The organism is Vibrio sp. Vf1514, from assembly GCF_052076135.1.
Lineage (GTDB): Bacteria > Pseudomonadota > Gammaproteobacteria > Enterobacterales > Vibrionaceae > Vibrio > Vibrio furnissii.
The window spans coordinates 125,668-145,395 of the sequence record NZ_CP197267.1; the positions used below are offsets into that span (position 1 = coordinate 125,668).

The following is a 19,728-nucleotide window of genomic DNA, read 5'->3' on the forward strand; positions in this document are numbered from 1 at the left end:
GGAATTAAACAATGGCTAAAGGCATTCGTGAGAAAATCCGTCTAGTATCTTCTGCTGGTACTGGTCACTTCTACACAACTGACAAGAACAAACGCAACATGCCAGGCAAATTTGAGATCAAGAAATTTGATCCAGTTGTACGCCAGCACGTTGTATACAAAGAAGCAAAAATCAAGTAATTGATTGCGGTCTTTGGAATGATAAAAACCCAGCCTTTTGGCTGGGTTTTTTCTTTTCTGCTGCTGGTGTTCTGCCAAGCCGTTTTCTAGGATCTCGTGTCGTCCTCTGCTACTCTAGCGGTATCGTAATCAATGAAGGATAGCGATTATGCGTGTCGCGCCTCATCGCCGCCGCCGATGGAATAACATCCTGATTCTGGCGGTGATCGTGTTCATCGGAGTGCTGAATCTACCTGCGTTCATCAAATCGTATTTGATGGAACCGGAGGTCAGTGCGAACCCCACCTTACTTAATCCCCACGCGTCATTGCAGGCAATGCACTTTACTCATGTGTCGCTTGAGCTCAATCAAGGCCGCTGGCGAGCCACGCCGCCGACTGCGGTGGCCCCCGAAGAGCTGGTGAAGCGTTGGCAAGCGCTGGTCGGCACTGAAGTGGATGAAGAGACCTATCAATCGCTGCAACCGAATTTGCGCAGCCCACAAACGATCGAAGTGTGGTATCGCGATCAGGAAGAGCCGCAAAGGATCACCTATTACCGCACACCGCAATTCTGGCTGTTTAAGAACTGGCAGGAGAAGTGGATTGCTATTTCCGTCGATAATGCTTACCTGCTGCCGTCCTCCTGACGACGGCCTGATCAAGAGAGGTTGAACAAACAACATGCCTGAACTCCCGGAAGTTGAAGTCAGTCGTATGGGCATCTCACCGCATCTGGTGGGAGAAACGGTGCGTTCCCTGACGTTCCGCACGCCGAAACTGCGGTGGGATATTCCCGCAGAACTGAAGCAGATGGAAGGGCAAGTGATCACTGCTATTTCTCGCCGCGCCAAATACCTAATGATTGAAACGTCGGTGGGCAGCGCCATTGTCCACTTGGGCATGTCGGGGTCGCTGCGCGTGCTCGACGGTGATTTCCCGCCCGCCAAACACGATCACGTGGATCTGACGCTGACCAACGGCAAAGTGCTGCGTTATAACGATCCGCGTCGTTTCGGGGCTTGGTTGTGGTGTCCGGCTGGTGAACATCACGAAGTGCTAGGTCATATGGGGCCCGAGCCGCTCACCGACGAATTTAATGCGGCGTATCTGCTGCATAAAGCGCGCAAGAAACGGGTCGCGGTGAAGTCGTTTATTATGGACAACAAAATCGTTGTCGGTGTGGGCAACATCTACGCCAATGAATCGCTGTTCAGTGCGCATATTCACCCTTTGCGACCTGCGCATTCGCTGAGCGAAGCTGAGTGGACGTCTTTGGTGGCGGACATCAAAGCGGTGTTGACGACTGCCATTGCGCAAGGCGGCACCACGCTGAAAGATTTTGCCCAAGCGGATGGTAAACCGGGCTATTTTGCTCAGGAGTTGCAGGTGTACGGTAAAAAGGGCCAACCTTGTCCACGATGCGGTGAACCGATCGCGGAGCTGAAAATTGGTCAGCGCAACTCGTTTTTTTGCCTGCAATGCCAACCCGTTGTGCCGGAAAGTCCCGCTAAATTGTGATATAACGCGTGGAGCTTTCGTTCTGAAGAGAGAATGGTGATGAAATATTTAGTAACTGGTGCCGCAGGATTTATTGGCTCAGCAGTCATTGAGCGTCTGTGTGCCGAAGGGCACGATGTCGTTGGCATTGATAACCTGAACGACTACTACGATGTGGCGTTGAAAGATGCACGTTTAGAACGTGCCGCGCATGAGCGTTTCTCATTTATCGAAATGGACATCGCGGATCGCGAAGCGATTGCCGACCTATTTGCTGTTGAGCAGTTTGACAAAGTCATCCACCTCGCGGCGCAGGCGGGGGTGCGTTATTCAATTGATAACCCCATGTCGTATGCCGACAGCAATCTGGTTGGCCACCTGACTATTCTAGAAGGTTGTCGTCACCACAAAATCAAACACTTGGTCTATGCATCGTCAAGCTCGGTGTACGGTCTGAACCGCAAAACGCCGTTCAACACGTCGGATAGCGTGGATCACCCGGTGTCACTCTACGCGGCGACCAAAAAGTCCAATGAGCTGATGGCACATACTTATTCGCACCTTTACGGCGTGCCAACCACTGGGCTGCGTTTCTTTACCGTGTACGGCCCGTGGGGACGTCCGGACATGGCATTGTTTAAGTTCACCAAAGCGATCCTCAAGGGTGACGCGATCGATGTGTACAACAACGGCGATATGATGCGCGATTTCACCTACATTGATGACATCGTGGAAGGCATTCTGCGCATTAAAGATGTGGTGCCGGAGCCAAATGCTGAATGGAGCGTGGAAGCGGGATCGCCAGCAACCAGTTCCGCGCCTTACCGTGTGTATAACATTGGCCATGGCAGCCCGGTCAAATTGATGGATTACATCAAAGCGCTGGAATCGGCGTTGGGGATTGAAGCGAAGAAAAACATGCTGCCGATGCAGCCGGGGGATGTGTACGTCACGTATGCTGACACGCAAGACCTATTCAACGCAACGCAGTACAAACCTCAGATGGGGGTTGAACAAGGCGTGGCGAATTTTGTGAAATGGTACAAAGAATTCTATTCTGCATAGCGATACCTTCCACACTCTTTACAGCCGGGGCTAGCGCCCCGAGCTGTAAACGATAATCTCCCGTTTTACCGGGAACTCAGACGATCATCCATCAAATCTGGCAATGCGCTGGAACATTTTGGGACATTGAGACTCCAACATCGGTATCATTCTTGCTAATGATTTACTGAGTCAATTCCGAACGCGACAATTTGCCGTCGTTCATTGTATTTTTCTGCCTGTTGTTCAAGAAAATGAAGTATCAACCACACCTACGCCAGCTCTGCCTGTTTCTCCTTCAGTGTTTTGCCTTCTCCTTTTGTATCTTACTGATTGCTCGAGTGGTCTTTTTTCTCCACATTCGTGATGTGTTACCGACGCATGCGGTCGATGATGATATTTGGCGCGCATTTTGGGTGGGTGGGCGCTTTGATGCCAAAGTGACTGCTATTGCCTATGCGCCGCTGCTGCTCAGTGGGCTGATTGCCGCGGCGTTTCATGCGGCCTATCGCCGTTGGCTCAAGTTTGCACTCGGGTATCACAGTGTGATTGCCGGTTTGTATGTGGTGGGCTGCATCGGGAATTATTACTACTACCTGACGTACGGCAGCCATGTGGACCTGTTCGTGTTCGGTTTGTGGGAAGATGACACCGACGCGGTGCTGATCAATATGTGGCAGGATTACCCTATCATGCGTGGTGCATTCTTGGCCGTGGCAACGGCTGGGCTGGCCTATGTGTCGTCGCGTTGGTTCCTGCGTTCGTCGCTGGGGCAATTGAACCCCCGTATGTATTGGCATTGGGGCGTGACGTCGCTGGTGGTTTTGATGACGATCATCGTCACGTTCGCGGTCGCTCGTGGTTCGCTCGACAGCCATCCGCTCAAGCGCTATCACGCCAGTGTGTCGCAATACAAACCGCTCAATATGATCACGCCGAACGTGTTTATGGCGCTCGATTGGGCGACGACCGATTACAAAGAGCAGCGCCATTTTGACCCGGTCTCACAACGTGCGTTGACGGCGCAGATGGAAAAGATGCTCGGTCAGCCAACGCCAAACTATCATGTACCGACCAACCCATTTCTTGCCGACCATCCACCGCATGTTGTGGTCGCGATGATGGAAAGCATGGGCATGAATATTTTGGTGGAAGACGATCCGCAGACAAACGATCTGCTGGGCAGTCTGCGCCCGTACTGGGAGAAGGGTTTCTTATTTGAGCGTTTTATGGCGGGCACGTCGGCGACCATCGACAGCATCGTCATGACGCTGTTCCACAGCCCGGTGGCGACGATCAGCCACTCGTCAATTCAAAACATTGCTTTGCCAAGTTCGGCCATTTTGCCGTACAAACGCGCCGGTTATGAGGTCGTGTTCCTGTATGGCGGCAATGGCATGTGGCGAAATCTGGCCAATTACTTGCCCGTGCAAGGGTTTGATCGCGTGTACGATGAGAACGACATCATCGAAGCATTTCCCGATGCGGCTCGATATTCTGGTACGTGGGGTGTGCCGGATGGGTACATGTTCCGCTTTGCCAATAAAATCCTTGAAGAGGCTCAGAAGCCGACGTTGGTTTTCATTATGACGGTCACCAACCATTCGCCGTACAAAGTGCCGAATTACTACCAACCCAAACCGACGGCCATGAGTGAACGTTTAGCGACGTTAATCGGCTACCAAGGGGCGCAGGCGAAAGTGTTGCTCAACACGTTCCAGTATGCATCGGATGCGTTGGGCCAGTTTATCGGCCGAGTCAAAGCCTCAGACAAGTTGAAGGACAACACGGTGATTGCGGTCACGGGCGATCACCGCATGCGCTACAGCAGCACCGATGAGCCGACCGAATACGGCTTAACCTTCGCCGTGCCATTTTTCCTTGATGTGCCGCAGCCGATTTTGGATCACACGCCATTTACCTATGATCCGCAGCGCATTGGTTCACATCGCGACCTGTTTCCGACCTTGTATCATTTCAGTTTGTCGAATCAGGACTACATCAGTTTAGGCGGCGAAAACCTGTTGGCCCAAGGCGGAGTGAGCAACATCGGTTTTAATGCTTCGCGCACCATCAGTGAACAAGGCGCATTCAGCAATAGCGGCTCGGGGTTGTTTTATGCGTGGGACGAACACAATCCACTATTGAATCAAGCCCGACCGGAGAAGAACCCACCGCAAGAGACGGACTGGGGCAAAGAGTACTCATTGCTGCAAGATTATTACCTGCGTTCACAAGTGCTACCGATGACGCCATAAACTGGCGCAAGGCATCAAGACAAAGGGCTGCTCAGTGAGCAGCCCTTTTTTGAGGTGTGACGTTATTCCACAATCTTTTTGCTGTGCAGCGCGTTGGCCACTAACTCAGGCACAAACGCATCCACATTGCCCCCATGAATCGCGACTTCGCGGACCAGCGATGAGGAGATAAATGCGTACTCTTCCGCCGGGGTGAGGAACACACTCTCCAGCCCAGGCATCAAGCGCCGGTACATGTTGGTCAGGCCGAATTCGTATTCAAAATCGACCGTAGTGCGCAGGCCGCGTACCAATACGGTGGCGCCTTCGGCTTTGGCAAAATCCACCATCAAGCCAGAGAACCCTTTTGCCGTCACGTTATCCAGATGTGAGGTGACCGCTTTGGCAAAGGCCACGCGCTCTTCCAGCGTAAACAGGGTGTTTTTGCTTGGACTGGCGGCCACCGCGATGATCACTTCATCAAACATGCTGGCAGCCCGCTCAATCAAATCGAGATGGCCGTTGGTAATGGGGTCAAAGGTGCCCGGGTAAATAACGCGGGAAATACTTTTTGAATTCACAATGTTCTACTCAGTGTTTATGCGTGTAGGGGTATGCTAAACAAAACTGTGCCGCCAAACCATGACAATTTGACGGCAAGCATGATTATTTTTCATCCAATAACGATTGGAAAAAGTCCAGATGCTGCTGCGCGCTTTCCTGACAGGAGAAATCGTTGATCATCCGCTGCTGCGCTTTGTGGCCCATCTCTTGACGATGTTGCTCAGACGCGTACAGCCACTGAATTTTATCGGCGATGGCTGAGGCATCATTCACCGGCACAACGAATCCGGTTTCGCCGTCGATCAAGAGTTCTTTGCCGCCGCCGGTGGTGGTCACGACGGAAGGAATGCCCATCGCCATGGCTTCAATGATGGTTTTGGGTAAGCCTTCTCCGCTAATCGAAGGCTGCACTTGTACTTGGCTTGCCGCCAGCAGTTCCGGCACATCTTTGCGGTAACCGAGGAAATGTATGCGATCGCGCATGCCACTTGCTTCAGCCAATTTCAGGTTCTGTTCGGTATCCATATCGCGACCAACCAGCAGCAAGTGTAAATTCGGCAATGACGCCAGTTGTTTCGCGCTCTCAAGCAGCACGTGTACGCCTTTACTTGGTCGAGCATTGGCGATACAGATGGCGCTGAACGCGTCGTCCGGCAGCCCCAGTGCGCTTAAATTCGCCGGCTGCGCTTGATACCAAGCAATGTCGTGGCCTTTGTAAATCGTGACCACTTTGTCGGCGCGTTTCCACACATGTTTACGCACATCGTCAGTCACCGCCTGTGCCACACAACTGATGCCGTCGATACGAGGATGCAAGTGGGTCAGGTAGGCGGTGGGATCGTGACGATACAACCCGCCGACTGTGCCGCGATAGCTCACCAGTTTGGTGTGTTTGAAGCCGATGCAGGCAAATGCCGCGTTGGGAATGGTTTTGGAGTTCATGGCATACACCACGTCATAACGTTCTTGACGCAGCGCGTGACGCAAAGTTTTAATCGTGTTGAGACAAATCTTTTTCTTCGAATAGCAGTCGATGATGGTCACGCCGTTGTCGCGAAAACGTGGCACATACTCCGCATCGCCTTGCGTCATGATGGTCACCTCATGGCCGAGCTTGGCCATTTCAATAAACATCTCCGCTTCCGGACGCACGCTGTTCCAGGCATCACGATAGGAGCTAAAAATTAAGATTTTCATGGTCTCACATTACCTCAGCCGCAGTGAAACTGCAGCGGTGTTCAAATTTGGTGGCTGACGCGTCTTCGTGCCGCGAGCCTAGATTATAACTTTCCGGCCGCAACGCGAGCGTAAAGCTGCTCATAGCGTTTGGCGGTATTCTCAATCAGAAAGCCTTGCAGTTTTTTCTCGCGTCCGATGGCGAGCTTTTCGCGCAACGTGGCGTCGCTGCGAATGGTTTCAATCGCATCGGCCAATCCGAGGCCATCGCCGGGCTCAATCAAAAGCCCTGACTCTTGATGGTCAATAATATCCGGGATACCGCCCGCGCGAGCACCAATCACTGGTAAGCCATTGCCCATCGCTTCCAGAATCACCGATCCCAAACCTTCGCTGTATGAGGGGTGAACCAGCAGGTCGGCTGCGGCAAACCAATCGCCCATGTTGCTCTGTTTGCCCATGAACGACACGTTGGTTAAGCCTGCAGCTTGTTGTTCTAAGACGGCTCGCTCTTTACCATCGCCTAACAGTGCAAAATGAACCTCAGGGGCGCGCTGAGCCAACGCTTTTGCTGCGCTCAGGGTGACATCAAAACCTTTGTGTTTGAGCATGTTTGCGGCGTGGATGACCAGAAATTTGCCACTGAATTGCTGCTTGATGCGCGCCACGTTGGCGTCATCAATCGGATAGGCGACTGGCGAGCTGGGAATGATCTCAATGCTTTGGGTTGGGTACGCGTCACGAATGCGGGCCGCGATTTCATGGCTCAGGCCAACCAACAACGCAGCGTGGCAGTAAGCTTGGTTCGATAACCATTTTTTGCGCAGCGGATTGTCGATGCGACGCGTCACCATATATGGCACGCCATGCAATGCGTGTTGCAGCCATGCCCAGTAAATGGCTCGGCCTTCATGCACATGAATCAATTCACAGCCGTCGGTCACGCGTTTGCCATGTTGGAGTAAATAATGGCTGGCGGCGATCACTCGACAAGGCAGCTCGGACACACGCGCAAAAAACGGGCTTTTGGGATTGGCGACAATCGTCAGCTGATAGCCCATGCGAATCTGCTGCTTGATGAGTTGTAGTGTTTGGTTTTCTCCGCCGTGATAGCCGGATGCCAAGTTAACGTGGCAGATGTTCATTTCTGTTTTTGCTCCTGCTTGCGCACGTAGTCGCGCAGCCACAAATCCGCATACCGAGTAAACGTGGTGTTGGCGCTTAACATCGCCAACAGTAAGCCATGGCGACCATCGAGAAACCCGCGTTTAATCACGTACATTTTAAAGAAGCGAAAAAACCCATGCAGGATTGCGCCGCCCAACGACGCTTTCTTGCGCCCTTCACGTTGGTCAGCCCACGCTTTCATGTATTGCTGCGTTTTTGCGGTGTACTGTGGCAGATACTCAAAGGTGTAGTGCTCGAGATAACCTTTTAACGACCGCAGTTGAAATCCGGATGGGATTTCTACGCTCTCATGCACCAAGGCTTGGTTGTACTGTGTATCGCGCGTGCGGTAAAGACGCGTGACCCAGTCGGGGACCAGCCGGAATAGCGAATCTGTTTGCCAAACGCGGTGGTGAGACGGTCAATCTGGTAGACGGTATTGGGTTTGTCGGCGTGGACCGCTTGTAAAATCTGTTTTTTGAGCGCATCGGTCACGCGTTCATCGGCATCGAGCCACAACACATAGTCTGAGGTAATGTGCGATTGCGCCAAGCGGCGCTGAGGGCCAAAGCCTGGCCACTCGGTGTTGACGAAAAATTTATCAGTATAGCGGCGAGCGATGGCTTCAGTTTGATCGCTGCTGCCGGAATCAAGAATGACGATTTCGTCGACCCACTGATACACCGTGTCTAAGCAGGCTTGCAGGTGCTTGGCTTCGTTTTTCACGATCAGGGCGACCGCCAATGTTGGAGTGGTATTAGCCATGATTTGGGTTACCTAACTGTGTTGTCGCTGACATCATGCGATCAAAGGTGGTGATGACCGCATCGAGCGTGATGGCCTGCATCAGGTCCGTGCCTTTGGCACGTGTGCTCCACGCCAGCAGTTCCAGCGGTTTGCCTTGCTGCGCGGTCACGAACGGTTCGTACACACTCACCACATCCTTAATATTAAAGTATGGTCCCGTGCGCTTCGGGTTGCTGTGTGCATACAAGCCCAGTACGGGCGTGCCTTGTGTGGTGGCAATATGTGCCGGGCCAGAATCCGGAGCAAGCACTAACTTCGCTTCGCCCAAGACGGCGGTCAGTTGTTTTAAATTGGTTTTGCCCACTAGATTGAGCACCGGATGCGTCATCAAGGCACTGATTTGCTCTGCCAGTTTCTGCTCGCGCGGCGCAGGAGAGCCACACAAGGCGACCTGATAGCCTTGAGCAATGACGTAATCGGCAAATTGCGCGTAACGTTCCGTGACCCAGTTGCGCTCATCTTTACTGGCGGCCGGGCTGATGACGATGGTCGGTTGGCTGCCCAGTTGCACGCGGGCAAATTGCCGATCGTTTTCTGAAATCGGCAGGTGCCAGGTCGGTGTTTGGCGCGGCACGCCAAGAAATTCGGTAAACGAGAAAAAACTGTCGAGCACATGCGCCGATTCGGTGTCGGCAATCTTGCGGTTCGTGAACAACCACTGACCTTCTTTGGCCCGTTTGCGGTTGAATCCCACTTTGTACTGCGCGCGAATGCCCAGCGTGACCAAACTGGCGCGCAGGGCTAACTGCATATGCACGAGCGCATCAAAATGACGCCCTTTCAGTTGCTGCCAAACCGCTTTGATTCCAGGCCAGCCGGCTTTTTTATCAAAGACGACCAATTCAACGTTCGGCAAACCTTGGAGCAATTGGGCTTCGACTTTGCCAATCACCCAGGTTACTTGGGTATCTGGCCAGTGTTGTTGCAGGTTTTGAACCGCGGCAACGGCATGACAAACGTCGCCAATCGCCGACAGGCGCAGAAAACAGACCGACTTCGGAGGCGCAGTGAACAGTGGCATCAAATAAGCTCTTCAATTAATGAGGCTAAATTATGCAGAGTCCACCGATAAATGTAAAATAACCGCATTCTTTTCCTCTCTTTATTGGTGTGAAGATGCCAATTTTGACGAGATCAGCCACCTTGTGTGTCAATCACTATAGCGGGAACCCAGCGTGATCAAACAGCAGCAGCTTAGCAAACATCAGACAATTTGGTATGACGACCAATGGGTCAATGAACCGTTGGCGTCGTTGTTTGACCCCGAATATTGGCAAGCCAATCAGCGGGTGATTGGTAGCGCGCAAGGGCGTGGTACCACGTGGTTTGTTCAAATGGCGGCGTTGCCAGCGGCGTTGCGTCATTATCGCCGGGGCGGCTTGTTTGGCAAATTGGTCAGTGACAGTTATTGGTTTCAAGGGTGGGAACAAACCCGCAGCTGCGCCGAATTTCAATTGCTGCATCATTTGCGTGAGCAAGGGGTGAATGTTCCGCGTCCGATTGCTGCTCGCGCCCTGCGTCGGGGCTGCGTGTATCAGGCCGATATTCTCAGTGAGAAAATCGCCAACGCGCGGGACTTGGTGGCGGTGTTACAAGACAAAGCCTTGCCTGAGGCGCTTTATCATCGTATTGGTCAACAGGTGGCGAAGCTGCACCGCGCTCAGGTCAATCACACCGATTTGAATATTCACAACATTCTGCTCGATGATCACGACCATGTGTGGATCATTGATTTTGATAAATGTGCGATTCAAGAGGGCGATGGCTGGAAAGCGGAGAATTTGGCGCGACTGCTGCGATCGTTTCGCAAAGAGCAGTTACGCGCCCATATCAAATGGCAAGACGCCGAATGGCAGGCGTTACTGGCTGGTTATCAAACCCCGATTTAATGCTTATTGTTATGCCATTGTGCGGCGATAGCCATAAACGACTGATACACCTGTTCTCCAGTGAATTTCTCATACCCGACCGATAAATCTGGGATGGATTTATCTTCCAACAGAGCGTCAATGTGCTCTGCGATAACGTGTTCATCGTAAGAGTGAATCAGATATTTCGATAACTCTCCGGTAAGAATTTCATCTGGGCCGGAAGGGCAGTTCACACTGAGTGCCACGGTGCCGAGGATGAGCGCCTCAATAATGACGGTTGGCAATCCTTCATGATCAGAGGTCAATACCACCGCTTTTGCTCCTTTGATGATGGGGTAAGGGTTGGTATCAAACTTTTTGAACAGGACGCGTTCACCGAGATTGAGTTGTTCGGCTTGTTGTTTTAGTTCCAGCTCTAACGAACCTTCACCCAATACGACCAGTTTGATGGTCGGATTTTTTACGTAAGAAAACGCGGTTAGTAAGCGATCAACGCGTTTTTGCTTTTCCAGACGTCCAACAAACAACACATATTCTTCTGGTATTGCCAGACCTTCTTTTTCGCAAGCGTAGTGGCGAATGGTCTCAACATCGAACGGATTATAGAGCACGTTGGCTGAGAGAAGACGGTCACCACAACATTGCGTCGTGAACTTTCGAATGCTTTCTGATACCGAAATAACGTGCTTCCCTTTGAGGCGTTTCGCTAATCGAGTACGGTAACGAAACCGCTTGAAAAAGCTGCGCTGGTTGTAGGAACACTCATCTGAATTATGAATAAATGGAATCAGGCGTGAGTCCGAAAAATGCGCGATGAGCTTGATACTCTCACTGTGTGGGGCAATGAGGTAGTCAAATTCAGCATTGTGATACCAAGCTTTGAAGCGCGTGAGCATTGTTCTCTCACACCTCACCGGGGTCGGAATATCGAGGCATGAAATTGTTAAATCGTCTAGCTGAGGCAATTCGATATCGTGAAAGAGAGTGATGATTTCCACGTCATGCCCTTTAGCCTGCAGAAGCCTGGCTAATCGTACGGTTACAACCTGTACGCCTTCAATTTTTAAGTCTCGAATTAAAAATTTTATGTTCATGTGTTAACCATCACTGCATTCAAGTGCATTTTTTAATTTTTATGTAGGGCAATATTGGCGACGGTGCGCGATATTGCACCTCTATTTTGCTTCACTACGTTTTGCGCGTTGATTCCCTTCTGTTGCATCAGTTGGGGGGTCGTCCAAAGCTGTTGAAGGTTGTCTGCAATCTGTGGTGCATTTTCGCAAATACTCACGGCATCGTTGTCTTGTAGCATTTGCATTATTTCATTGAAATTATAATAGCTTAGACCATTGAGTAGCGGTTTTCCAAGTGCGGCGGGTTCTAGCAGATTGTGTCCGCCGACTTTCTCGCCGATTAAACTGCCGCCCATGAAGCAGATGTCGGCCGCACTGATCAGCGCCAACAGCTCTCCCATGGTATCGCCTAAGTAGATCTGAGTGCCTGGGGCTATTGAGGCGGATGCGGTTCTGCGATGCGTTGTGAAGCCGTGTTGAATGCACAAGTCGAATACGGCGTTAAATCGTTCCGGGTGACGGGGCACAAGGATCAATAGGGCATTTGGAAATTGTTTCAGCAACGCCTGATGTGCGTCGAGGAGAATGGCATCTTCGCCGTCGTGGGTGCTGGCGGCAATCCATACCGGGCGTGCCTCGCCCAGTTCTGCACGTAATTGTCGCCCTTGTTCAAGCACGGTGGGGGCGATCTCAATATCAAACTTAATCGAGCCCGTCACCTGAACTTGTTCCGGTTGAAAACCCAAGCGAAGAAAACGCTGAGCATCGCTATCGTACTGACACAAAATACGATCGACGTAGGGGCGAATCAGTTGAAATAGTGCGGAAAACTGTTGATAGCGAAGGCAAGAACGCTCGGATAAACGCGCATTGATCACGGTGACTGGCACCGCCTGTTGATGAACGGTTTTTAAGGTATTGGGCCACAGCTCGGTTTCCACAATCAATAGTTGTGAGGGGCGGACTGCTTTCAAGAAGCGACGGACACACCATGCAAAGTCTAACGGCATGTAGCGATGTTCGACGAGATCGCCCAATTTGGCAATTTGCTCTGCGCCCGTGCTGGTGGTGGTGGTGACGACAATGGCCTGATTGGGCTGCGCTTGTTTGATTGCTTTGATCACCGGAATCGCGGCAATGGATTCCCCCACGGAAACCGCATGAATCCAAATCGGTTTTGGGGCGGTCACTTTGGGAGTCATACCCCAATGTTCTTTCCAGCGAACGCCAAACGCAGGTTTTCCCGGCTTCTTTTTGTACAGGGAATAGAGCAAAATCGGGCTCGCCAGCACCAGCAGCAGGGTATAAATCAGGCGCATATAACGTTCTACTCCTGCGCTGCGTGATCGAACTGCATTAATGCATCAATGACGCGTTGCGGTGCCAGCTCTTTCAGACACTTCAAATGGCCCAATGGGCACTCGCGCTTAAAGCACGGTCTGCATTCAATCTCAGTGTGAATAATGGCTTTTTTCACGGCCAGAGGTGGGGTGTACGTTGGCGAAGTGGAGCCATATACGCCGACCACTTGGCAACCCACCGCGGCGGCCACATGCATTAACCCCGAATCATTGCTGACGACGCTCTCGCAGCAGGCCAGCATGTCGACGGCTTCGATTAAGCTAGTTTTTCCCGCCAAATCAACGAGGTGTGCTCGTTGGTCGTCGCTGAGGTCGGCCGCAATGGCTTGTGTGGTTTTGCTATCTTTCGCCGAACCAAACAACCAAACTTGTTTCCCAGCATCGATCATCGCCGCAGCGACGGCGGCGTAATGTTCGGTTGGCCATTGCTTCGCTGGTCCAAATTCAGCGCCGGGACATAAGCCGATGATTGGGCGAGTGGCGTGAAGGGCAAACTTATCGCGCGTGTGTTGCTGAGCATCTTTGTCAATATATAGGCTTGGGCGCGGCAAGGTGTCGAGGCCGCCTAATGAGGAGGAGTCCACCATGGTGGCTTTGGGATGCGCCAAAGCAACATAACGCTCGGTCATGTATTGGAAGGATTTTTTATTTGGGCGCACATCGTTCAGCAATCCGTAACGCATCTCACCTTTCCAACCCGTTCTGACTGGAATATCGGCAAACCAAGGAATCAGCGCAGATTTAGCGGAATTCGGCAGAACATAAGCCTGATCATATTGGCCACGCATCGATTTGCCGATGGCACGGCGACCAAGCAAGTTAAAATCACCATGCCCTAACGGCATTTCGATCGCTTGGTGGACTTCGGGCATGCGCTCCAAAATGGGTTTGCACCATGCGGGCGCCATGACATCGATGACGGCGTCGGGATGTTGTTGCTTAAGACGCGTATAGAGGCATTGAGACATCACCATGTCTCCGACCCATGAGGGGCCAATCACTAGAATTTTCATTCGATACTTCGATTCGTTTGATGCTGTGTTCATTCTGGCGGTAGAGAAAGAATGAACACAAGCGTTTTGCTCTTTTAGTGTGAAGATAGCAGAGATTCACGCTTTTGCTTGAGCTCTGACCATTCAAAATCATGCACATAGACACGGTCGTTTCGACCTTTGGCTGGTGGGTTAAACACCACTTCTGCTTTATCTGATAGCGGATGCCACTCTTGGAAATTGCGCGGGTCGTCGGCATAAATCGCCAGAATGGGCGTATTCAAAGCGCTGGCCATATGAACCACAGAGGTGTCGGGCGTGACACACAAGTCGACCTGACTGAGCAGTTGCAACGAAAATGCCAATGACGGTGTTTCGCTTAACAATTGCACGCGTGGATTTTCGAGTTCAGTGACGAGCTCTTTCAGAAATTCAATTTTCCCCGGAACGGGAATCAGATAAAGGGTGTCTTGCGGGAAATCACGTAGCCAAAGATTCAGCAGCTTGTAGGCTTCCGTTTTGGAAAACTGACGATATTTACTTGAACCAAATAGATTGATTGCCACGGTCGTTGTTTTTGGATCCACGATTGTTGACGTTGAATAAGGAATCAACGGAATGTCAGCAGATTCTGGCACATCACAAAACAACTTCGCGACCGCAAGGTAGCGATCTTTAAAGTGCACGTGGTCATGGGGGAGACACACGTTGAAAATCGGATGTGATTCTTTATTAAACCCGATGTTATACGCTGCGCCCAATTCATGCAGGGCGAGCAATTCCTTAAAGTCGAAACTGGTACCGAGTTCTACCACCGCATCAAATTGCCCGCGATATTGGCTGAATGCTCGTGCGGTCTTCACGCCCCGTTTTCCACAAGGAATGATGTTGCATTGGGTTGATTGTTCAAACCAACTTGCGCAAAAACTTGGTGTGATGACGGAAACCTGAATGTCCGGGCGGTGTCGCTGCAACATTTGGATCAGCAAACCACTCATGATGGCATCACCCAGTTTGTTGTCCCAACGCAATAGCGCCAAACTCTTGATGTCACGAAGTGGCACGGTTGTTTGGGGAGCCTTATCAAAGCGCTGACAGTAATAGCGCAACTTGAGTTTTTTCTGCTTGTTGCGTAATGCTCGGTTGAACTGTTTTAATTTCTTAAGCACCGCTGAATCTCACATGGTTCGTCTGTGTTGTGGGCTGAAAGGACGTGTTGATCAAAATAAGCATGGTGAGGATGTACAAAATAAATGTTTGGCCATTATAAAATGGCGCATCGGTAAGCCCCATGACGACATACAATGCAACCACGGAGAGGACAATATTTTTTGTACGCTTATCGGCGTGCCTAACTAAATACAGAGGTAGTAATAGTAGCAACAGCAGAAAGAACAGGCCGATGAGCCCTGATTTCACCACGCTGTCGATAAACTGGTTGTGGTAATGAGGTGGATGATACTCATAAAGCGTCTTGGAGATTTTCTTCTCTTGGTACAGTTGCTCAAGCCCGTCAAAATGGTCTGTGCCTAATCCGATTATCAAGTGTCCTTTCGAAAGTTGTAGCGCAGCCTTCCACATTTGAAATCGCAACCCGATGGATGTATTCATATTTCCTTGTTGAATTTGTTCAATTTCATATTGAGTTTTTGCGATTCGCTGTTCTATCAGGTTCCCGGAAAGTAAGAAAGCAACGCAAAATAGAGGTATGCCGATAACAATTATTTTTTTTACATTGAACTTGAATTTTCCCCAAAAAAGGAAAAACAATGCGCCAAGAAAGGCTAGCCAGACTCCTCGAGATTCAGTGAGTATTAAGCTAATTATTGGCAGTAATGCAATAAAACCAAATACAAGCTTATGCCTTATTGTATTTGAATGAATAGAAAAATGGATTAAGAGTAATCCTAGAAGTGCGGCTATTCCAGCGTAAGGGATCGGATTGATCACCCCGGCCCAGCGATTTGTCTCCAAAAAAATGTTGAAATAAAGGCTATTGGCGAAAATGGTAATGCCACCAAACACTACAATAATCTGATAGTACAACGTAGGCACACGTCGGAAAGGAAAATACAAAGCGATTAGGGATAGGCACAAAAGAATTCTTATTTCCCTGGAACTCACACCATGCAGAAATGATTGGGCGAGTGTAAATAGCGTAAACACCCAAAGTAGAATATGAAAGGGTTGATGGAGACTAACACATGTATGCTTTTTGAATTCATTTCTGTAGAAAAATGTACAGCCAAGCAGGGATATGATCGTAGTAATGACTAAGGCTTTACTGGCTCCTTCAATCCATATCATCAACACGAAAGAAAACACAAAAGGTAGGAGCAGTAAGACATTGCTCAGATTTTTCTTGTTCAATAAGTTGTTCATCATTTAGAGCTTTACTTGATATGGGTTGATGTCTGAATCTGGACGCGTTTTCAACAGTCGAAGAATCCACATATATTGTTCTGGGCGTTGTGACACATAGTTTTCAATGCATTCGTTCATCATTCGTGCATCCTGATGTTCATCGCCAGTTGGGAAAGGCAGTTCAGGATAGAAATCCAATTCATACTGGCCAGTTTGACTGTTGAACATGGCAAACAGCGGCACGATTTTCGATTTGCTCAACGTAGAAAGGCGACCTAATCCTGCGATGGTTGCTTTTTGAGTGGCAAAAAAATCAACAAAGACGCTGTGCTCTCGTCCCAAGTCCTCATCAGGCAGGTAATAACCCAAGTAACCGTCTTTACGGACCGATTTGATGAACGGTTTGATCCCGACACTGCGATCATACACGCGACCACCGTATTGCACGCGCTGCTTATGCATCAACCAGTCAGAGACTTTATTTTTCTGGCTTTTGGCCATCGCAGAAACAGGGTGACCACGCGAAGCCAACAAGATAGCGGGAATATCGATCGCCCAGGTATGCGGGACCAGGAGAATGACATTTTCACCCCGATCTAGAACCTGTTCGACGTGCTCGAAACCCCGCAGGGTCGTATTCGCCTCTAGCCAAGCTTTGCTGCGCAGGGATGTTGAGGCAAACCCCATCAGAAACATCACGGAAGTGATGTACATCTCAACAAGGATTTTCTCGCGGTCACTATCGGACTGCTCTGGGAAACACATCCGTAAATTCACTCGTGCGCGAGTATTGGCTTTACTTTTGATGTTGACCGCGAGCTTGGCGAGGCTTTTGGCGATCAGTCGTTTGATTGCCACCGGCAGAAAACTCAATACACAGGCCACGATCACGGCCAACCAAGTTCCCCAGTAACGAGGATGCAGGAAGTTCATACTGAACTGTGGATTATAAGCGTAATCATCATGGTCATTACGTGGTGATGATGAAGAGTGTGATGACGACATAAGTGGCTCAGATTGGATTGCTTTTTTAGTAAAATTGTGACCGAGTATAGCAGTTAACTGGGTGGGAAACAGTAAGCAATGTGGTGATTCAGACAGCACAAAGTAATTTTCCGTCCGCGACTTGAGTAAATTGGGGCTGGGTTGTATTTGGATATAAAAACAGCCACCTGAGGTGGCTGTTTCATTAACATCCATGATGATGAATGATGGCGGTGTACCGGTGGACGTTTAATCGCTGCCAAACAAATCTCGGGTATACACTTTCGCTTCAACATCTTTCAACTCTTCGGACAAGCGGTTCGAGACAATAATGTCTGCCTCTTGTTTGAATGCTTCCAGATCGTTGACCACGCGGGAGTGGAAGAAATGCGATTCTTTGAGTACAGGTTCGTACACAATCACTTCAATCCCTTTCGCTTTAATGCGTTTCATGATGCCCTGAATTGACGATGCACGGAAGTTGTCGGAACCCGCTTTCATGATCAATCGATAGATCCCCACAACTTTTGGTTGACGCTGAATGACCGAATCGGCAATGAAATCTTTGCGTGTACGGTTGGCATCAACAATGGCACCAATGATGTTGTTAGGCACATTTTGATAGTTGGCCAGCAGTTGCTTGGTATCTTTTGGCAGGCAGTAACCGCCGTAGCCAAAGGAAGGGTTGTTGTAGTGATTGCCGATACGAGGGTCAAGACTCACGCCTTCGATGATTTGGCGGCTATCGAGGCCATGAACTTCTGCGTAAGAGTCCAATTCATTGAAGTACGCCACACGCATGGCGAGGTACGTGTTCGAGAACAGCTTCACCGCTTCTGCTTCGGTTGAGTTGGTAAACAAAACCGGAATGTCTTGTTTGATGGCGCCTTCCATCAATAGGTTTGCAAACGTTTCGGCACGCTCGCTTTGTTCACCCACAATGATGCGTGAGGGGTACAAGTTGTCGTACAGCGCTTTGCCTTCACGCAGGAACTCAGGCGAGAAAATAATGTTTGAGCAGTTGAGGTCCTGTTTTAGTTTTTCAGTGTAGCCGACAGGAATCGTGGATTTGATCACCATTACCGCATCAGGATTGATGGCCATGACATCACGAATCACCGCTTCAACGGATGACGTGTTGAAGTAGTTGGTATTGGGATCGTAGTCGGTCGGTGTCGCGATAATCACAAATGCTGCGTCTTGATAGGCCAACGTTTTGTCGGTTGTCGCTGTGAAGTTCAGTTGCTTTTCGGTCAGAAACTGCGTGATCTCTTTATCAACAATCGGCGACTGCTGACGGTTGAGCATCTCGATCTTCTCTTGGACGATATCCAGAGCCACCACTTCGTTGTGTTGGGCGAGGAGTAAGGCATTGGACAGACCGACATAGCCTGTCCCCGCGACTGCGATTTTCATGTTGTTCTCTCTTAAAGCTTGATGACGTTGTATTGTTGATTCATTCGTTGATGATCGATAAGTATTCGGCGACGCCTTGTGCCACCGACTTAAACTCGATATCGCACCCTGCCGCGCGCAATTTGGTCAAGTCGGCTTGCGTGTATTCTTGGTATGCACCTTTGAGATGCTCTGGGAATGGAATGGTTTCAACCTGACCTTGACCATGATGCGCAATCACGGCTTTGGCGACTTCGTTAAACGACTCGGCTTTGCCGGTGCCGCAGTTGAAAATGCCGGATTTGCCGTGTTCTAAGAACCAAAGATTCACCGCCGCAACATCGCCCACATAGACGAAATCACGTTTGAACTGTTCACTGCCCGCAAAAAGTTTTGGATTTTCGCCTGCGTTCATCTGGTTGTTCAAATGGAACGCCACCGACGCCATGGATCCTTTGTGTTGCTCACGTGGGCCGTACACATTGAAATAGCGGAAACCGGTAATTTGAGACAGCTTCTCGTGATGTTCTTCCGCATCGAGCCACAGACGGCGCACGTAATTATCAAACTGCTGCTTTGAATACCCATAAACGTTCAGCGCGCCTTCGTACTGAGGCTCTTCCACGAATGTGTCGGTCTCACCATAAGTGGCTGCAGAGGAGGCGTACAAAAACGGAATTTCTCGCTCCAAGCAATAATGTAACAGCTCTTTTGAATACTCGTAGTTATTGAGCATCATGTATTTGCCGTCCCATTCGGTGGTGGCAGAGCATGCGCCCTCATGGAAGACGGCATCGATAGGGCCAAAGTCATCGCCGGCCATAATCTGAGTGAGGAAGTCATCGCGATCCATATAATCTGCGATTTGGAGATCCACGAGATTTTTGAACTTGCGGCCATTTTTTAGATGGTCAACAACCAGAATATCCGTGATGCCGCGCGCGTTGAGCGCCTGAACAATATTGCTGCCAATCATGCCAGCGCCACCAGTTACGATGATCATAGTCTTTCCATTTAAGCGTGAAATATGTTCCGA

Annotated in this window: 18 protein-coding genes and 1 pseudogene; 6 read left to right on the forward strand and 13 right to left on the reverse strand. The window is 50.2% G+C overall.

Going from position 1 to position 19,728, the window contains the following annotated elements:
* The first annotated feature begins 11 nt into the window (after window positions 1–11).
* The 5 genes from rpmG (at window position 12) to ACS18Q_RS00600 (ending at window position 4,959) form a co-directional block, all read left to right on the forward strand.
* Window positions 12–179 carry a 50S ribosomal protein L33 gene (gene rpmG / locus ACS18Q_RS00580; RefSeq protein WP_004728408.1) on the forward strand — a complete coding sequence of 56 codons (168 nt, stop codon included), beginning with the start codon at window positions 12–14 and terminating at the stop codon, window positions 177–179.
* Between the two features lie 148 nt (window positions 180–327).
* The gene (locus ACS18Q_RS00585) at window positions 328–807 is read left to right on the forward strand and encodes a hypothetical protein (RefSeq protein WP_275723410.1); all 480 of its coding nucleotides are present in this window, start codon (window positions 328–330) and stop codon (window positions 805–807) included.
* A 34-nt stretch (window positions 808–841) separates the two neighbouring features.
* On the forward strand, window positions 842–1,678 hold the full coding sequence (gene mutM / locus ACS18Q_RS00590) for a bifunctional DNA-formamidopyrimidine glycosylase/DNA-(apurinic or apyrimidinic site) lyase (protein ID WP_004728410.1): 837 nt from the start codon (window positions 842–844) through the stop codon (window positions 1,676–1,678).
* A 39-nt stretch (window positions 1,679–1,717) separates the two neighbouring features.
* Window positions 1,718–2,722 carry an NAD-dependent epimerase gene (locus tag ACS18Q_RS00595; RefSeq protein ID WP_041942649.1) on the forward strand — a complete coding sequence of 335 codons (1,005 nt, stop codon included), beginning with the start codon at window positions 1,718–1,720 and terminating at the stop codon, window positions 2,720–2,722.
* Between the two features lie 233 nt (window positions 2,723–2,955).
* Complete coding sequence (locus ACS18Q_RS00600; RefSeq protein ID WP_441257247.1) at window positions 2,956–4,959, forward strand: LTA synthase family protein; 2,004 nt, start codon at window positions 2,956–2,958, stop codon at window positions 4,957–4,959.
* Window positions 4,960–5,021: 62 nt separating this feature from the next.
* Here ACS18Q_RS00600 and coaD read toward each other — a convergent pair whose 3' ends face one another.
* The 5 genes and pseudogenes from coaD to ACS18Q_RS00625 all read right to left on the reverse strand — a co-directional run bounded on the left by coaD (window position 5,022) and on the right by ACS18Q_RS00625 (window position 9,673).
* Window positions 5,022–5,519: a pantetheine-phosphate adenylyltransferase gene (coaD, locus tag ACS18Q_RS00605; RefSeq protein ID WP_014204064.1), complete on the reverse strand. Its 498-nt coding sequence runs from the start codon at window positions 5,517–5,519 to the stop codon at window positions 5,022–5,024.
* A gap of 85 nt (window positions 5,520–5,604) precedes the next feature.
* Window positions 5,605–6,699 carry a glycosyltransferase family 4 protein gene (locus tag ACS18Q_RS00610; protein WP_441257248.1) on the reverse strand — a complete coding sequence of 365 codons (1,095 nt, stop codon included), beginning with the start codon at window positions 6,697–6,699 and terminating at the stop codon, window positions 5,605–5,607.
* A gap of 83 nt (window positions 6,700–6,782) precedes the next feature.
* A complete protein-coding gene (locus tag ACS18Q_RS00615) occupies window positions 6,783–7,823 on the reverse strand; it encodes a glycosyltransferase family 4 protein (RefSeq protein ID WP_441257249.1) in 1,041 nt (346 codons plus the stop codon).
* Window positions 7,820–8,610: pseudogene (locus tag ACS18Q_RS00620) on the reverse strand (glycosyltransferase family 2 protein). The gene ACS18Q_RS00615 and the pseudogene ACS18Q_RS00620 overlap by 4 nt, the downstream one beginning before the upstream one ends.
* A complete protein-coding gene (locus tag ACS18Q_RS00625) occupies window positions 8,603–9,673 on the reverse strand; it encodes a glycosyltransferase family 9 protein (protein ID WP_441257250.1) in 1,071 nt (356 codons plus the stop codon). Before ACS18Q_RS00625 ends, ACS18Q_RS00620 begins: the two are co-directional and overlap by 8 nt.
* Before the next feature lie 154 nt (window positions 9,674–9,827).
* Here ACS18Q_RS00625 and ACS18Q_RS00630 point away from each other — a divergent pair, with 154 nt between their 5' ends.
* On the forward strand, window positions 9,828–10,541 hold the full coding sequence (locus ACS18Q_RS00630) for a 3-deoxy-D-manno-octulosonic acid kinase (protein ID WP_154180583.1): 714 nt from the start codon (window positions 9,828–9,830) through the stop codon (window positions 10,539–10,541).
* Here the strand turns inward: ACS18Q_RS00630 and ACS18Q_RS00635 are convergent.
* The 8 genes from ACS18Q_RS00635 to rfaD form a co-directional block, all read right to left on the reverse strand.
* Window positions 10,538–11,617 (reverse strand): glycosyltransferase, encoded by a 1,080-nt coding sequence (locus tag ACS18Q_RS00635; protein WP_441257251.1) that lies wholly within the window; start codon window positions 11,615–11,617, stop codon window positions 10,538–10,540. The two genes, ACS18Q_RS00630 and ACS18Q_RS00635, sit on opposite strands and share 4 nt — an antisense overlap.
* A gap of 32 nt (window positions 11,618–11,649) precedes the next feature.
* Window positions 11,650–12,915, reverse strand: a complete 1,266-nt coding sequence (waaA, locus tag ACS18Q_RS00640; protein ID WP_441257252.1) for a lipid IV(A) 3-deoxy-D-manno-octulosonic acid transferase — start codon at window positions 12,913–12,915, stop codon at window positions 11,650–11,652.
* A gap of 8 nt (window positions 12,916–12,923) precedes the next feature.
* Window positions 12,924–13,970: a lipopolysaccharide heptosyltransferase II gene (gene waaF / locus ACS18Q_RS00645; RefSeq protein WP_441257253.1), complete on the reverse strand. Its 1,047-nt coding sequence runs from the start codon at window positions 13,968–13,970 to the stop codon at window positions 12,924–12,926.
* Window positions 13,971–14,044: 74 nt separating this feature from the next.
* Window positions 14,045–15,118 carry a glycosyltransferase family 9 protein gene (locus ACS18Q_RS00650; protein WP_441257254.1) on the reverse strand — a complete coding sequence of 358 codons (1,074 nt, stop codon included), beginning with the start codon at window positions 15,116–15,118 and terminating at the stop codon, window positions 14,045–14,047.
* Window positions 15,111–16,334 (reverse strand): O-antigen ligase family protein, encoded by a 1,224-nt coding sequence (locus ACS18Q_RS00655; RefSeq protein WP_238795484.1) that lies wholly within the window; start codon window positions 16,332–16,334, stop codon window positions 15,111–15,113. Before ACS18Q_RS00655 ends, ACS18Q_RS00650 begins: the two co-directional genes overlap by 8 nt.
* Complete coding sequence (gene lpxM, locus ACS18Q_RS00660; protein WP_055467223.1) at window positions 16,335–17,318, reverse strand: lauroyl-Kdo(2)-lipid IV(A) myristoyltransferase; 984 nt, start codon at window positions 17,316–17,318, stop codon at window positions 16,335–16,337. It lies immediately after the preceding gene.
* Between the two features lie 228 nt (window positions 17,319–17,546).
* Window positions 17,547–18,713, reverse strand: coding sequence for a nucleotide sugar dehydrogenase (locus ACS18Q_RS00665; protein WP_238795483.1), 1,167 nt, complete (start codon window positions 18,711–18,713; stop codon window positions 17,547–17,549).
* Window positions 18,714–18,753: 40 nt separating this feature from the next.
* Window positions 18,754–19,695 carry an ADP-glyceromanno-heptose 6-epimerase gene (gene rfaD, locus ACS18Q_RS00670; RefSeq protein WP_014204048.1) on the reverse strand — a complete coding sequence of 314 codons (942 nt, stop codon included), beginning with the start codon at window positions 19,693–19,695 and terminating at the stop codon, window positions 18,754–18,756.
* Window positions 19,696–19,728 lie beyond the last annotated feature (33 nt).